The sequence below is a fragment of the Nocardia sp. NPDC049707 genome (genome assembly GCF_040674855.1).
GTDB lineage: Bacteria > Actinomycetota > Actinomycetes > Mycobacteriales > Mycobacteriaceae > Nocardia.
In genome coordinates this window covers 213,817-228,360 of the sequence record NZ_JBFANN010000004.1, presented here as the reverse complement: position 1 = coordinate 228,360, position 14,544 = coordinate 213,817, and the positions used below count along the sequence as shown (strand labels likewise).

Annotated in this window: 14 protein-coding genes; 2 read left to right on the top strand and 12 right to left on the bottom strand. The window is 65.0% G+C overall.

Annotation, left to right across the window (positions count from 1 at the left end; all coding sequences use genetic code 11):
* Positions 1-35 precede the first annotated feature (35 nt).
* The gene (locus tag AB0J29_RS06910; RefSeq protein WP_364780489.1) at positions 36-893 is read left to right on the top strand and encodes a dienelactone hydrolase family protein; all 858 of its coding nucleotides are present in this window, start codon (positions 36-38) and stop codon (positions 891-893) included.
* Here AB0J29_RS06910 and AB0J29_RS06905 read toward each other — a convergent pair whose 3' ends face one another.
* From AB0J29_RS06905 to AB0J29_RS06880, 6 genes are all read right to left on the bottom strand, one after another.
* Positions 894-1,043: a hypothetical protein gene (locus tag AB0J29_RS06905; RefSeq protein ID WP_364780486.1), complete on the bottom strand. Its 150-nt coding sequence runs from the start codon at positions 1,041-1,043 to the stop codon at positions 894-896. It lies immediately after the preceding gene.
* A 33-nt stretch (positions 1,044-1,076) separates the two neighbouring features.
* Entirely contained in the window at positions 1,077-1,460 is a 384-nt protein-coding gene (locus AB0J29_RS06900) for a hypothetical protein (RefSeq protein WP_364780483.1), read from the bottom strand.
* A 49-nt stretch (positions 1,461-1,509) separates the two neighbouring features.
* On the bottom strand, positions 1,510-3,225 hold the full coding sequence (locus AB0J29_RS06895) for a hypothetical protein (protein ID WP_364780481.1): 1,716 nt from the start codon (positions 3,223-3,225) through the stop codon (positions 1,510-1,512).
* A gap of 44 nt (positions 3,226-3,269) precedes the next feature.
* Positions 3,270-3,596, bottom strand: a complete 327-nt coding sequence (locus AB0J29_RS06890) for a hypothetical protein (RefSeq protein ID WP_364780478.1) — start codon at positions 3,594-3,596, stop codon at positions 3,270-3,272.
* 457 nt (positions 3,597-4,053) lie between these two features.
* Positions 4,054-4,362, bottom strand: a complete 309-nt coding sequence (locus tag AB0J29_RS06885; protein ID WP_364780475.1) for a DUF6802 family protein — start codon at positions 4,360-4,362, stop codon at positions 4,054-4,056.
* Positions 4,363-4,477: 115 nt separating this feature from the next.
* On the bottom strand, positions 4,478-4,675 hold the full coding sequence (locus AB0J29_RS06880; protein ID WP_364780472.1) for a PspC domain-containing protein: 198 nt from the start codon (positions 4,673-4,675) through the stop codon (positions 4,478-4,480).
* 191 nt (positions 4,676-4,866) lie between these two features.
* Between AB0J29_RS06880 and AB0J29_RS06875 the strand changes: the two genes are divergently transcribed.
* On the top strand, positions 4,867-6,519 hold the full coding sequence (locus AB0J29_RS06875) for an ABC-F family ATP-binding cassette domain-containing protein (protein WP_364780469.1): 1,653 nt from the start codon (positions 4,867-4,869) through the stop codon (positions 6,517-6,519).
* Here the strand turns inward: AB0J29_RS06875 and AB0J29_RS06870 are convergent.
* The 6 genes from AB0J29_RS06870 to AB0J29_RS06845 all read right to left on the bottom strand — a co-directional run bounded on the left by AB0J29_RS06870 (position 6,506) and on the right by AB0J29_RS06845 (position 14,443).
* Positions 6,506-7,129 carry a hypothetical protein gene (locus tag AB0J29_RS06870; protein ID WP_364780466.1) on the bottom strand — a complete coding sequence of 208 codons (624 nt, stop codon included), beginning with the start codon at positions 7,127-7,129 and terminating at the stop codon, positions 6,506-6,508. The two genes, AB0J29_RS06875 and AB0J29_RS06870, sit on opposite strands and share 14 nt — an antisense overlap.
* Positions 7,130-7,312: 183 nt before the next feature.
* Positions 7,313-8,689: a phosphoglucosamine mutase gene (glmM, locus tag AB0J29_RS06865; protein ID WP_364780605.1), complete on the bottom strand. Its 1,377-nt coding sequence runs from the start codon at positions 8,687-8,689 to the stop codon at positions 7,313-7,315.
* 207 nt (positions 8,690-8,896) lie between these two features.
* Positions 8,897-9,397 carry a 30S ribosomal protein S9 gene (gene rpsI / locus AB0J29_RS06860; RefSeq protein ID WP_364780463.1) on the bottom strand — a complete coding sequence of 167 codons (501 nt, stop codon included), beginning with the start codon at positions 9,395-9,397 and terminating at the stop codon, positions 8,897-8,899.
* Entirely contained in the window at positions 9,394-9,837 is a 444-nt protein-coding gene (gene rplM, locus AB0J29_RS06855; protein WP_364780459.1) for a 50S ribosomal protein L13, read from the bottom strand. The genes rpsI and rplM overlap by 4 nt, the downstream gene beginning before the upstream one ends.
* Positions 9,838-9,981: 144 nt before the next feature.
* Positions 9,982-11,727 (bottom strand): hypothetical protein, encoded by a 1,746-nt coding sequence (locus tag AB0J29_RS06850; RefSeq protein WP_364780456.1) that lies wholly within the window; start codon positions 11,725-11,727, stop codon positions 9,982-9,984.
* A 136-nt stretch (positions 11,728-11,863) separates the two neighbouring features.
* Positions 11,864-14,443, bottom strand: coding sequence for an FHA domain-containing protein (locus tag AB0J29_RS06845; protein ID WP_364780453.1), 2,580 nt, complete (start codon positions 14,441-14,443; stop codon positions 11,864-11,866).
* Positions 14,444-14,544: the final 101 nt, after the last annotated feature.

The window sequence follows — 14,544 nt, the reverse complement described above, 5'->3', positions numbered from 1 at the left end:
GCTCACCAGAGTACTTATCGGATAACGTTCACGTCGTGTCGGCGTCTGTGAAATCACTTCTGAGCATCCTGACCAGCCGGGGGCCTCACCGTGTACTGCGTGGCAATCTCGCCATCGCCGGTCAGCCCGGCGTGGTGTTCACCCCGGAGTCCGGACTGAATCTGCCCGCGGTCGCCTTCGGCCACGGCTGGCTGACCAGCGCCGCCAACTATCGCGCCACCCTCGAACACCTGGCTTCCTGGGGTTTTGTGGCCGCGGCGCCCGATACCGAGCGCGGGCCGATTCCGTCACATCTGGGGTTGGCCACCGATCTGCTCACCACACTCGATATCTGCACCGGCGTCCGACTCGGCGACGGCGCGATCAGCGTGCATCCGGATCGACTGGCGCTGGCCGGGCACGGCATGGGCGCGGGCGGCGCGGTGATCGCCGCCGGACAACGTCGCGTTGCCGCGGTCGCCGCCCTCTACCCGGCGCCGACAGCGCCGTCCGCGGAGTCCATCGCGCCCGATATCGATACACCCGGGTTGGTGTTGGCGGGTGCGACCGATATCGAATCCGTCAGCTCGAATGCGATCCCGCTGACTGCCGCGTGGGCCGGGTCGGTTGTTCTGCGAGCGGTCGACGGGGCGTCACATAACGGCATTGTCGAAGGGCGTCGCGCGCTGGCCGCGTTGGGTGTCGGGAAGCACGAGGCCAAGACCGCGCGGACGACGCGGGCCGTGCTCACCGGATATCTGCTGCACACACTGTTGCACGACAAGACGTATGCGGCATTTTCCGATCCAGAGGCGGTTATCCCGCACACCACTGTGGTCGATCCGGAAGCGCCACGCGAGGAGGAGCCGCCGAAGCTCCCGGTCTTGCAGCTCGCGCAGCTGTTGCGCAAGTGATCATGGCCGGAGGCCGTCGAGCGCGAGTTCCGCCACATCGGCCATCTGTACCTCGTCACCGCGTTGGGTGAACAGCGCTTTCGCGGTCGCGAGGACTTGCTCCTGCCCGCCGTGCGACGGCGCGATCCAAGGCCGCAAGCAATGGCCCATTAACCGAATCCTCGCACGGCGGCCTGCAGCTCCTCAGATCAACCAACTATTGCGGCGGTAATACTCCGATTCCTCGTCACCTTCGTCGTCTATCGGGGTGACAACATCGTGTGCTCTGCGAGTGGCAATAGACCGCGCGATCGCCTCGCGCTGCTCACGAGCCTCCGCCTTCAGACGCTCTTGCTCAGCGCGTGCCTCGACCTCGAGCCGCTCTTTCTGTTCCGCCTCAGCCTTTGCCGCCGCCAGCTCTTCAGCATGGTCTTCCCAGAACTGACGCATTCCTATGGCGGACTGTTCGGCAAGCTCACGGTCCTTGTCTGCGGTGCGTCTATTGATCTCCTCGAATTCGTCGAGCAGCATCGTCGACCGTCGACGGATCTCCTCGACGATCTGTTCCATATCGTCTGAATGGTTCACGATGACGCCCTCCTGCGAAGGTCACCGATCACATTGGCGCGGAACAACTTCACAACGGCCCGGCCTCGGCCAGTTCGGCACCGCTGTCGGCGGGCTCCTCCCATTGCGGATCCGCTTCCGGTACAAGCTGTGGCGTATGCTCGCCGTCCTCTTCCCGCTTGCCGGTCGAGGGGACTCTTGAAGCGCTTCCCGGACTACTTCCGTTGTTCTCTTCGGTAGCAGGCGTTCCCGTATCGGATTTGTCACCGGGCGTCGTGGATTCGTCGTCCTCCACCTTCGACTCGTCGGTGGAGATGACCGGATTGCCCTTGTCATCCAGAGTCACGCCGTACTCATGCGATGTGCCGTCACTGTCGGTCATCACGAGTTTGGGCTGACCATCTGCGCCTATCTCGACCTTGACATGCTTTCCACCCAAGTCGAACTCGGCCGCGGTCTTGTTCTTGTCCCCGTCCGGCTTGTCCCCGTCCGGCTTGCCGTCGCCGTCCTTGTCCTCGGTTTCCGTTGTCTCGGAAGTCTTTGTCAACTGCTCGATCGCGTTGTCGACAGTGTCTTTGATCGACGTACTCAACGAAGTGAGACCTTGACCGACGGACTCGCCGAGTGATGTCAATTGCGAGGCTGCCGACGTCAGCGATGACAACCCGGACAGGAGACTGCTCGCCGTGGTGGTATTCGTCGAAGTCGGATTCGTTGCGCCGGGGGTGCCCGGCGTACCCGGGGTGCCTGGGGTGCCTGGGGTGCCTGGGGTGCCTGGGGTGCCTGGGGTGCCTGGGGTGCCTGGGGTGCCTGGGGTGCCTGGGGTGCCCGGCGTACCTGGGGTGCCCGGCGTACCCGGCGTACCTGGCGTACCCGGTGCACCTGGGGTGCCCGGCGTACCCGGGGTGCCCGGAGTACCTGGGGTGCTCGGCGTCTCAGTTGGCGCACCAGCTGGGCGGTCGTATCGTGCGTCCGAGACTTTCTCCAAGTCCTCGATAATCTTGTCGTACACCTGTTTGACGCCGCGATCCGCCGAATCGCAAGCATCGGTAAACGTCTTGATCTTTGCCGAATAGTCCGGCTTGAACACATTCTCCAGCCAGTGTCGGCAACGATCCTGAATTCGATTATTATAGTCGGATCCGGGCTCCACATAACCGGCTTGCTGAATATGCCAGGCGTCGACACCTCCGGTCAAATCCGGAAAAATTCGCCACAGCTTGTTGAGCAGGCTGCTATCGGACGTATTGCTCCACGCAATACTTCTACCGGAGATAATATTGTCGATATCTTCTGGAGTTTTTTCTGCAATCCGAATTTCTTCGCCGTTCTCCAGAATATAGCGGACCGCTTCTGCCTTGAGCCTGACGGCCGCACGTAACCCCTCGAAAGAGTCAGCGATGGACTTCCGCGCCGCGCCTGCGGCGCTGTTGTCCGCGTCGGCTCGAGCTATCTGCTTGTTCAGCATGTCCAGAGCCGCACTAGCCGCCTCGCCCGACCACAGCGAGGGAAGGTTTTTCGCGTGTGTTCGCTGTACATCAAGCTCAGCACCTGTGTGCCGCAGGACCATCTCCAGATTTGACGCAGCCTTCAGAAGCGTGTCTTCGTTCAGGCCATTCTGCTCATAATGGCGCTTATGCAGCTGAGCGTACGCCGGAAATCCCGCTGGCAAATCACCGAATGCGCGCCTGTACCGCGGCTCGAAGCACTCGAAGTACAAGAGGCTTCGGGATCCGATATCAAGATACTCTTTGACTGTCCCATTCGCGGGCACCTCAAATGTCACTTTGCACCACCCCCTCTGAAGTATTCAATTCGCTCGGCCAATAGCTACGTTTTCTTGTCATTGCCAAGCTTTTCAATGTTGCGCGAATTCTCATCATCGGTATTCGAGTACTTGACCACCGAAGCACCGATCACATCCGACGTCGCCAACGTCGCCTCGGACCAGTTTCCAAGCCAATTGTAGATCTTCTCCAGCCCCGCCTGGATCTTCTTCCCTCGATCTTGGTAGTTCGCACCGGCGTCAGCGGGTCCGAACATATGGTCGGCCACGTCCATCGCCCGGTTTCGAACAACTTGCCCGGAGTCGCCCAAATCGTTGGCGAATTTTCCCAGCTCACCCGTCTTGACACCGAGCATGCTCGAATCACTCACAGTCCAGCCCCCTCCCACTACAGGTTGCCGATCGTCCGGCCCCAACTCGAGATTCAGACGTTGCCATATTCCCTTGGACGCAACCGATTCGGGCTCGGTTCCATCGAATCGCTCGGCCCAGGTCGTACAAGCAGAAATCCACTGCGTGGGCCTACCAGCTACAAACACCTTCGACGCGTCGCAGAAGAACCGCAGGGCTCGAGGTTGCCGACATCGTAGTTGTTCCGCAGATTCCAATGATCCGCACATGAGGTGCGCGAATCATTGCAACTTGCGGCCGGGTGAACCACGAAGCTGAGTTGCGGAGGCCGTTGTCGGACAGTGTAATTGAGTTTCGGCCAGCGAGTGGAAGTGTCGAGACGCGGTCCGGCAACGGGTAGTCACGGCTGGATGTGACATACAGATTCGGCCCGGCCCCGAGAACGAGGCCGGGCCGAGAATCGAAGGCGCTCGGCGGCTAGTGCCCGATCTTCCCCCGGTCGGTTCGCACCCACTCGGACGTCCCGTCCGGATGCCGATGGAACTCCCATGCCGAATAGTCACCGTCTTTCTCGACCACGGTCACCTGGTCGGCAATGCCGTCGTGGTCCCAGTCGGTCCACACCTGCATGGCCTCGGGGCCCGTGGTGGTGACGGTGTCGAGAGTGCCGTCGCCGTCGATGTCCTGGGTCGGGTGGTGCAGTTCGACTTCCCCGAGGCCGTCCAGGGAGGAGGATGCGTCGATGCCGGGTAGATCCATGCCCGGGAATTCACCTGAGGTGATCATGACTCCTCCTGGTCGGGACTCGCGTGGCTGACACGGCGGTCGATCGGTGGGTGCCGATCCATAGTGTCATCCGCGAGTCCCGGGTGCAGCCGCTGCCCCTAGTTGTTGGGGATAGTCACTTTTTCGGAATGATCAGCCACAGCACCAGATACACGATGAACTGCGGGCCCGGGAGCAAGCAGGACAGGACGAAGAGCAACCGGACGACATTAGCGTTCCAGCCGAAGTATTCGGCGATGCCGCCGCAGACGCCGGCGATCCACTTGTCGTTGGCGGAGCGGGTGAGTCGGCGGGTGGGTGCGGGGGCAGTCATTGTGTTCCCTCTCTGGCGATGTTCGGTACGACATCAACTCTCCCAAGGAAAACCGCGCATTACATCGGTCACACGACCTATCCCGACCCTGATTTCCGCAGGCCATGGACTCGGGGTGAAACCCCGAGGACCGGCACCCTCGGATCGGACCGGGTGTCGACGCGTGGCATGGACACGGCAGACTCATGCTGGTGAGCACCACTCTGCACGCCCGCGGACTCTCCGCGGGCCACGGCGAACGCACCCTGTTCGACGACCTCGATTTCACCCTTGCACCGGGTGATGTGATCGGTTTGGTCGGCATGAACGGTGCCGGCAAGTCGACGCTGCTGCGCATGCTCGCGAATCGATCCACGGCCACCGGCAGCATCACACTGTCACCGCCCGATGCCACCGTCGGGTACTTGGCGCAGGAGGCTGAGCGGATCGCTGGGGAGACGGTGCTCGAATTCCTCGGCCGCCGAACAGGTGTCGCCGAAGCACAGCGGATCATGGATGCCGCGGCAGAGCGCTTGGCCGACGGCGGCGAGGACGAATATTCGCCCGCCCTGGAGCGCTGGCTCGCGCTCGGCGGTGCCGATCTGGACCAGCGGGCCGACGAGGTCGCGGCGGATCTCGGTCTCGCGGAAAGCCTGCCGAACGGCCTCGACACCGCGATGACCGGACTCTCCGGCGGTCAAGCGGCCCGCGCCGGACTCGCCTCGGTGCTGTTGTCCCGCTTCGACATTCTGCTGCTCGACGAGCCGACCAACGATCTGGATCTCGACGGCCTTGCCCGGCTGGAACAGTTCGTGACCGACGTGCGGGTGCCGTTGATGGTGATCAGTCATGACCGAGAGTTCTTGGCGCGCACCGTGAATCGCATTGTGGAACTCGATCTTGCGCAGCAGCAGGTCGGGATCTATGACGGTGGCTACGAGGCGTATTTGATGGAGCGCGAGATCGCCCGCCAGCACGCCCGCGAGGCCTACGAGGAGTACGCCGACACCAAGGGCGGGCTCGAGGCTCGCGCTCAAATGCAGCGCAACTGGCTCGAACACGGCGTTCGCAATGCTCGGCGCAAGGCCCGCGACCCCAGGAAGCTCGACTCCGACAAGGCGGGCCGCAAGATGCGCGCCGAATCCACCGAGAAGCAGGCCGCCAAGGCTCGCCAGACCCAACGGCGCATCGAGCGTCTGGACGTGGTCGAGGAGCCACGCAAGGAGTGGGAGCTGCGCATGTCCATTGCGGCGGCCCCGCGCAGTGGTTCGGTGGTCGCCACTTTGTCGAATGCGACCTTCGCCCGAGGGGATTTCGAACTCGGCCCGGTAACCACTCAGGTCGATTGGGCCGACCGCATTGTACTGACTGGGGCCAACGGTTCGGGTAAGTCCACGCTGCTCGCACTGCTGCTCGGAAAAATACAGCCGGACAACGGAACCGCCACACTGGGCTCCGGCGTGGAAATCGGCGAGGTCGACCAAGCGCGCGGGCTGTTCCGCGGAAGTACCTCCCTCGCAGACACTTTCAGCGCGGAAATGCCCGACTGGCCCGACGCCGAGGTCCGCACCCTGCTGGCCAAATTCGGCTTGCGCGGCCCACATGTCCTGCGCGCCTGCGAAACCCTTTCCCCCGGCGAACGTACTCGCGCCGCCCTCGCGCTCCTGCAAGCCCGCGGCGTCAATCTGCTCGTCCTCGACGAACCAACCAACCATCTCGACCTACCCGCCATCGAACAGCTCGAGCAGGCCATCGAATCGTTCCAGGGCACAATGCTTCTGGTCACCCACGACCGCCGCATGCTCGACTCGGTCACGGCAACCCGCCGCTGGCACATGAACAACGGCCGACTCACCGAAAGCTAGGCGTCGTGTTCGGGCCGTGCAGGTCGGTGCGGAGGGTGGATTGGGGGTGTGCTCGGGCGAGTTCCAGGAGTTCAGCGGCTTGGATGTAGCCGCGGCGTCTGTACTGGCGTTGGAGTTCGAGGGTCAGGGCGGAACGCGGGACACCCCGGCGCAGAGCGGCGTTCAAGGTTGCCAAGGCATCCGGTCGGCTGACCGTTCGTGCGACGTCGATTGCGGTTCGGACGGCGTTGGTGGTGACGGTGCCCTGGATCAGTTCGAGTTCGACTTTGTCCACCTGGTCGTGGTGGACGATGAGACGGCCGATGCGCGAATCCTGTGGGCCGAGGACGTGGGTTGGGTGATTGTGTTGCACCGCGAAGCCGTGGAGTTCGGCGGCGGTGTTGTAGGCGGCGGTGAGGGACGGCACACCCATGGATAGGCGGGCCGCCTCTACGCGTAATTGGGCCGACGGTGCGGTGGTGGCCTCACGGAAGACGCCGCGGAAGACCCGTACCCATTCGCCTCGGTCGAGTAGTGCTCGCATCTCCGCGCGGGTGTACTCGCACAGCACCTGCCATGCGGCGAATACCCCGAATTGCTTGTCGCGTACTTCTTCCAGTCCTGGTCGCATATAGCAACTGTCGGTGCAACGGCACCACGGCCTCAGTGCCCGACCAGGGCGAACAGAAAGTCTGTGGATAACCATTTTTCTGTGGACAACTCGCCGGAACTCCCGCGATACACGCGCCACCCGTCGGTCGGAGCGGCACGCCGGATCGGACCATCGAAGCAGTTGAGCGCGCCCGAACAGCGATTACACCGCGGCGACGCGTTTGGCCAGATCGTCGGCCAGTTGCTGGGCCTGTACGGGATCGGTCGCCTCCACCATTACCCGGACCAGTTGTTCGGTTCCGCTGGGGCGCAACAGGATTCGACCGGAGTCCCCAAGGACGCGTTCAGCTTCCTGTACCGCCTCGCGAATTTCGGGGGCGGCGGCGACCGTGGCTTTGTCGGTAACCGGGACGTTCACCAGCACTTGGGGCACGGTCTGCAGCACCGAAGCCAGATCGGCCAGCGAGCGGCGGGTTTGTGCCATGCGGGCCATCAGTTTCAATCCGGTGAGGATGCCGTCGCCGGTGGTGCCGAAGTCGGGGAACACCACGTGACCGGACTGTTCGCCGCCGAGGTTGTAACCGCCGCGGCGCAATTCCTCGAGGACGTACCGGTCGCCGACGGCGGTGGTGCGCAAGGTGATTCCGGCTTCACGCATGGCGATGTGCAGGCCGAGGTTGCTCATGACGGTGGCGACCAAGGTGTTCTGGACGAGCGACCCGGTCTCGTGCATGGCCAGCGCGAGGATGGCCAGGATCGCGTCACCGTCGACGATCGCGCCGTTGGCGTCCACGGCCAGGGTGCGGTCGGCGTCGCCGTCGTGTGCGATGCCGAGGTCCGCGCCGTACTCACCCACCGCGCGCTGGATCTGGCCGAGATGCGTCGAGCCGCAACCGTCATTGATATTCAGGCCGTCCGGCTCGGCATTGATCGCGATCACCGTTGCTCCGGCCGCGCGGTACGCGGCCGGACCGACCTCGGCGGCCGCACCGTGCGCGCAGTCGACCACGACGGTCAGCCCGGACAGATCCTGCCCGGTCGCCGCGACCAGATGCTCGACGTAGCGCTCATGTGTTCCGGCCACGCTGTACTGATCGGGGATGACCAGCCCCTGGTCCCTGGCGCCGGATGCGTTCAATACCCGACCGATCCCCGTGCCGACCGGGCGCAGTGGCGTGCCCTCGGCGATCAACGCCTCGATCCGGTCCTCGACCGCGTCCTCGAGCTTGTGCCCGCCCGCCGCGAAGATCTTGATCCCATTGTCCGGCATGGGATTGTGCGAGGCCGAGATCATTACGCCGAGGCAGGCGTCGTACAACCCGGTCAGATATGCCACGGCGGGTGTCGGCAACACCCCCACCGAAAGCACATTCACCCCCGCGGCGGTCAGGCCGGCGGTCACCGCGGCCTCGAGCATCTCGCCGCTGGCGCGTGGATCGCGACCGACCACGGCGAGCGCGCGTTCCTTGCCGCGGCTCAGAATCTGTGCCGCCGCCCCGGAAACCTGTAGCGCCAGTTCCGGACTCAGTGAGCCATTGGCGAGCCCGCGGACTCCGTCGGTGCCGAACAAACGTCCCATACCTTCGCCCATCATCGGTGGATCCGCGGCGTGCCCGAAGGCGGCGGCCGGTGCGACCGGGAAGTGCCCCGCGAATGCCTCGAGTTCATACAGCACAAGAGCAGGCGCCCAGCAGTGCTGGGAGCCTGCTCTCGTGCAGGTGCCCCGCCGACCGGACCGTCTCCGACACCTCCAGGGTGACGGAAGCCGACGGCCGACGCAGCCAAATCAGCGCTTCGAGTACTGAGGCGCCTTGCGGGCCTTCTTGAGGCCGTACTTCTTACGCTCGGTGGCACGCGGGTCACGGGTCAGGAAGCCGGCCCGCTTGAGGGCGGGGCGGTCATCCGGGGTGACCTCGATGAGCGCGCGGGCGATGGCCAGACGCAGCGCACCGGCCTGGCCCGAGGGGCCACCGCCGACGAGACGCGCGTGGATGTCGAAGGACTCGGTCCGCTCGACGGTCACCAGCGGCGACTTCACCAGCTGCTGGTGCACCTTGTTCGGGAAGTAGTCCTCGATGCTGCGGCCGTTCAGTACGAAGTTGCCGGTGCCCGGCAGCAGGCGCACGCGAACGACGGCCTCCTTGCGACGACCGACGGTCTGCACCGGACGGTCGATCACGACCGGGGCGTAAGCGGCGGGCTCGGCCTCGTAGCCGTAGTCCTCCTCGACGACCTCGACGTTGGCGTCCTCGGCGTAGTCCTCGTTGAATTCCTCAGGAGCGGTCACTGGGCCACCTGCTTGATCTCGAACGGAATGGGCTGCTGAGCGGCGTGCGGATGCGTCGGGCCCGCGTAGACCTTCAGCTTGCCCGCGATGGCGTTGCCGAGCTTGTTCTTCGGGATCATGCCCTTGACGGCCTTCTCCACCAGACGATCGGGACGCGACTCCAACACCTGACCGACAGTGCGCGACTTGAGGCCGCCCGGGTGTCCGCTGTGGTGGTGGATCAGCTTGTCCGACTTCTTGTTGCCGGAGATGGCAACCTTGTCGGCGTTGATAATGATGACGAAGTCGCCACCATCGAAGTTCGGCGCGTAGGTCGGCTTGTTCTTGCCGCGCAGCAGATTCGCTGCCTGGACGGCGAGACGGCCGAGCACTACATCACTGGCGTCGATGACGTACCACTTACGGGTCACGTCACCCGCCTTGGGGCTGTACGTAGGCACAGTGGTTCCCTGTCTGTAGTCGGTGTTGCCAGCCCATGGCATGCGATCGAGCGGTTCCCGGCGGCCGGTGGAGACCCGGGCTCGACGTACTTCCACACGCCGACGGGCAACGATACCAGCCATGTCCCAGCGGTATGAAACCGGTCAGATCTCGATCGGCGGTCCGTGGTCGATGGCGCCGGGCGGGCCAGGGACCACGTAGCGGGGGACGTCGATGCTCGGTTGCGCGCACTCCGCGCCCGCGGCGTCGAATCCGGAGTCGCCCTGTTCCGACACCAGGCCCGGGTCGTATCCGCGCGCCGCGGCAATGCCCGCACGCTGCTCATTGGTCACGTACGGGGTCAACGGGCAGGAGACCGGCGCTCCGGTGACATCAGTGGCCAGTTCGACCCGGTCACCGCCTGAAGACATGGCCATCGCGGCCAATGCGGCGGCACCGACCACCGCATGCGCACCGAACAACTTGCCCCATCGGTTGCCCTTGCGTGGTTTGTCCGCGTCCTCGTCCGATTCGCGCGACTGCCACTCCGAGCCGCTCGGCGGCGGTTGCTCCTGCTGCGGCTGGTAGGGACCGCGCGGAGCCGACGGCTGCACCTGTCCTTGCGGCGTCGGTCCCTGCGGTGTCGGCGGCCGACCGATGACTGTGGGCCGCTGCTCTTCCGGATATTGCCCGGGCGGGCGGGTGAACCGGCTTCCCAACTCGGCGAGGTTCGGCGGCAGGGACTCCCGGCTGACCCTGGTGGTCGGTTCCTCCCCCGTCGGCTCGGTCGACGACTGCGCGGTCGGATATCCAGGCCCGTACTGAACCACCGACGGATGCGACTGCGCGCCCTCACGACGGCCCTGCCCCTGCTCAGGACGGGCCGTCTCCTGCTCCGAGCGAGACGGCACATCCGACCGCGCATGGAACGCTTCCGCCTGACGCTGCGCCGAATGCTCCTGCTGCTGTGCCGATTCGGCCTGCTGCTGTGCCGACTCCACCGGCCGCACCCGCGGCGGCGGTGCGGGCTCGGCATGTCGGCCCGCCGACTCCGGCTCACCGTTCTCGTTATCGGTCACCAGCAGGTGCGCGGCCCCGAGCACCAGCGCGTGCATCGGGTGATCGGCCACGTGCAACCGGTGCCCGAGGTGGTTCTGGAACGCCAACCGCAGCGCGTCGTTGAAGCAGACATTGCCGGACAGCAGCACCGTCGAGGTGTCCGCGCCGATCGAGCGGGCCGCGGCCATCACCTCTATCACCACATTGTCGGCCGAACGCGCGTCGCGCATTGCCTCCGCGGTGACCGGTACGTCGACCGATTCGGTCGGCTGCTCATCGTCGCCGTGCACCGCGACAACCAACATGGTCCGCCCGTCGGAGTACACCCCGGTCGCGCCGATGCCGTGCGGATTGCGATCGTCCGGCGACCGCACCAGCCCCAGCGCACGCACATATCCGGACAGCGCGACGCTTTCCGGCAGCGGTTCGACCGTGACGTCCAGCCGTTCGACCAGGTCGACGTACACATCGACCTTCGCGTCGGGCCAGCCGTCCGGGAAGGGCAGCGCGATCAGATCCGGTTTACCACGCAGATATTTGCCGACGGCCGCGAGCGGGTTGTACATGCGGGCACGGAAGACCAGTTCGGCGGGCCAGGTCGCACCGGCCACCATGATCTGCGGATGACCGAGGATGTCGCGCACATCAGCGATCGCCATGCCCAGATCCGGCCGCTGCCGCTCCACTCCGGCGGTATGCAGCCGACCCGACGAATCCGCCAGCAAATATGCCGGCGGCGTGTATGTACCTTCTACCTGCACGGGGCGGATCGGTGTCCCGCCGCCGCCCGCGGCAACGGACACCACATCCCACCCGAGATGTACTGCCCCAACTCGCACCGTCACAGGCATAAGTGTGCCTGCTGCGCTAGCGATATGCGCACTGCGTCCGGTGAGAGCCGGCCTGAGCAGGTCCGTACGACTTCACGTTGCCGGCGCTCGGTTCCGTCGCACGGCCCGCCGCGCTGTGGTGACATGGTTCGCTCGTTCACGCCGCCGCGTTCGACTTCCGCAACCGCAACCGACGCCACGTGATGAACGCCAACACCACCGTTATCGCGACCAGCAGGCCGATATCGAGGTACCAGATATTCGGCTCGTGCTTCCACAATGCGTCGGGTTGCGCGTTGGCGAACAGTGTCCGAATATCCACCGTCGACGACCCGGCCGCATAACCCCACCGCGACGGGAACAGCCACGAGATCTGCTCCAGCACCACCCGGTGGGTCACCGGAATCAGGCCACCCGCCATGACCAACTGGACCATGATCATCACCACGAGCATCGGCATGACCTGCTCATTGGACCTCGCCAGACTGGACAGCAGCAGTCCGAAGACCACACAGCACACCGCGGTCAATGCGATATCCAAGTACAGCTCGGCGGACCCGTTCGGCATGACCGAGCCCGCCAGCGGCGGCTTCTTACCGATCAGTGTGATGCCGACGAGCACCGCCGCCTGCAGGAACGCGGTAATGCTGAACACCGCGATCTTGGCCAACAGATACGCCGAGGGCAGCAGCCCGACCGCGCGCTCGCGATAGAAGATGGTGCGCTCACCGACCAGATCGCGCACGGTCAGCGTCGACCCCATAAAGCAGGCGCCCAGAATCAATACGACGAGCAACTGCTGGGTCTCGCTGCCGCCGGACGGGACGAACAGCGTCTCGTTGCCGCTCTGCACCTGCTCCAGCGGACCGCTCTGGAAACCGTTACTGCCCGGCACCACCAGCGACAGCGCACCGAGGATGAAGGGCAGGATCACCAGGAACGCCAGGTAACCGCGGTCGGCGAAGATCAACCGCACCTGGCGTCGTGCGAGGGTGGAGAACTGCTTGGCGCGCCCGGATTGCGGCGGACTGCCAGCCGATCCCTGCCGCGGCGGCGCGGGCGGTGGCGGCGGTGGCGCGAAGGCCAGCCTGGACCGGTACGCGGCGAAGGCCTGATCCGGATTCGCGGCGACCCGCCCGAAGATCTCCGCCCAGTCGCTGGTGCCCATGGCCGCGCCGACGCTGGCCGGATGACCGCAGAAGGCGGTCTTGCCACCGGGCGCGAGCAACAGCACCTGATCGCACATGTCCAGGCAGGCCACCGAGTGGGTGACCACGATGACAGTGCGCCCGGCATCGGCCAGTTCGCGCAGCATCACCATCACCTGACGGTCGAGCGCCGGATCCAGCCCCGAGGTCGGTTCGTCCAGGATCAGCAGTGACGGACCGGTGAGCAGTTCCAGCGCCACCGACGCGCGCTTGCGCTGACCGCCGGAGAGCCGGTCCACCCTGGTGTCGGCATGTTCGATGAGCGAAAGTTCTTTCAGCACACCGTCGATCACCTGCTGGCGGTCGGCCTTCGAGTTGTCCGGCGGAAGTCGCAGTTCGGCGGCGTAGCCGAGGGCCTGACGCACGGTGAGCTGCCGGTGCAACACATCGTCCTGCGGCACCATGCCGATGCGGGAACGCAGCGCCTCGTATTCGGCGTGCAGGTTGCGCCCCTCGAAGGTAACCACACCGCCGGAGGGGTGCGTGGTGCCCGCGATCAATTTCGACAGCGTCGATTTGCCCGCGCCGGAGGGTCCGATCAGCGCGGTGAGCGTGCCGCGCCCCGCCTGCATGTTCACATCGACGAGCAACTGCTTATTGCCCTCGACGGTGAAGCCGACGCCGTGCACGTGCAGGCCCTGTTCGGCGACCGGCTTCTGCCGATGCACCAGCGTGCCCTGCTGGACGACGAAGTCGATATTGCCGATGGTGATGATGTCGCGCTCACGCAGTACCGCGCGCTGCTCGCGATGGCCGTTGACGAAGGTGCCGTTGGCCGAGCCGAGGTCCTCGATGATCAGGCCCTCGGCGGACGCGACCAGACGAGCGTGCTTGCGCGAGGCCAACGGATCGTTGACAACGATCTGATTATCGGAAGTACGACCGATATTCAGCCCGCCGGGCGGCAGGCGGTCGGGCCTGGCGATCGGTGAGCTGGACGGGCGGGAGCGGACCGGCGGCAGCATCGAACTATCGGCCTTGAAGGTCATATTGACGTTCGGCTGCTGCGGCTGGGCGGGCTGCGGCTGCGAAGGTGGCTGTTCTGGACGCTGCTGCGATGGCTGCTGGAGATGCGGTTCCGGACGCTGTTGGGATGGCGGCGGTGCCTGCGATGTCCGCCGCGGATGCTGATAACCCGGCGGCACCGACGACTGCGGCTGCGACGGTGGCGGCTGGGCCGGCGGTTGTGCGACCGGCCGCTGCGGCCGGGCCGACGGCGTCGCGGGTAGCAGATGCAGTAGCGGACCGCTGATCGCATCGCCGAGCCGCACCTGTGTCGGCCGATTGATCGGCACCGGCTGACTCAATCGTCGCGCATCCACGAAGACGCCGTTGGTGCTGCCATTGTCGATGAGTACCCAGCTGTTCCCCTGCCAGGCGAGCGTCGCGTGCACTCGCGAGACCAGCGGGCTGTCCACGAACAGAGTAACTTCCGGTGCGCGGCCCATCGTGACCTGTTGATTCGAATCGAAGACCCGTTCGGTTCCATCATGGCGCACGGTGATGGTCTGCGCCCCCGGTAAAGACATGCAGCGGATACTATTCCATCACCCGGACGTCGGCGGTGCCCCTGATGCGCCTATTACCCCGACCCGGAGACCGTTATGAACGTGCGACCGGCCGACCAGGG

Excerpts from the sequence above, each read along its gene's own strand:
- AB0J29_RS06905 (WP_364780486.1), bottom strand. The coding sequence starts at position 1,043 with ATGGGCCATTGCTTGCGGCCTTGGATCGCGCCGTCGCACGGCGGGCAG.
- AB0J29_RS06885 (WP_364780475.1), bottom strand. The coding sequence starts at position 4,362 with ATGATCACCTCAGGTGAATTCCCGGGCATGGATCTACCCGGCATCGAC.
- AB0J29_RS06880 (WP_364780472.1), bottom strand. The coding sequence starts at position 4,675 with ATGACTGCCCCCGCACCCACCCGCCGACTCACCCGCTCCGCCAACGAC.
- AB0J29_RS06870 (WP_364780466.1), bottom strand. The coding sequence starts at position 7,129 with ATGCGACCAGGACTGGAAGAAGTACGCGACAAGCAATTCGGGGTATTC.
- glmM (WP_364780605.1), bottom strand. The coding sequence starts at position 8,689 with ATGGGACGTTTGTTCGGCACCGACGGAGTCCGCGGGCTCGCCAATGGC.
- AB0J29_RS06850 (WP_364780456.1), bottom strand. The coding sequence starts at position 11,727 with ATGCCTGTGACGGTGCGAGTTGGGGCAGTACATCTCGGGTGGGATGTG.
- AB0J29_RS06845 (WP_364780453.1), bottom strand. The coding sequence starts at position 14,443 with ATGTCTTTACCGGGGGCGCAGACCATCACCGTGCGCCATGATGGAACC.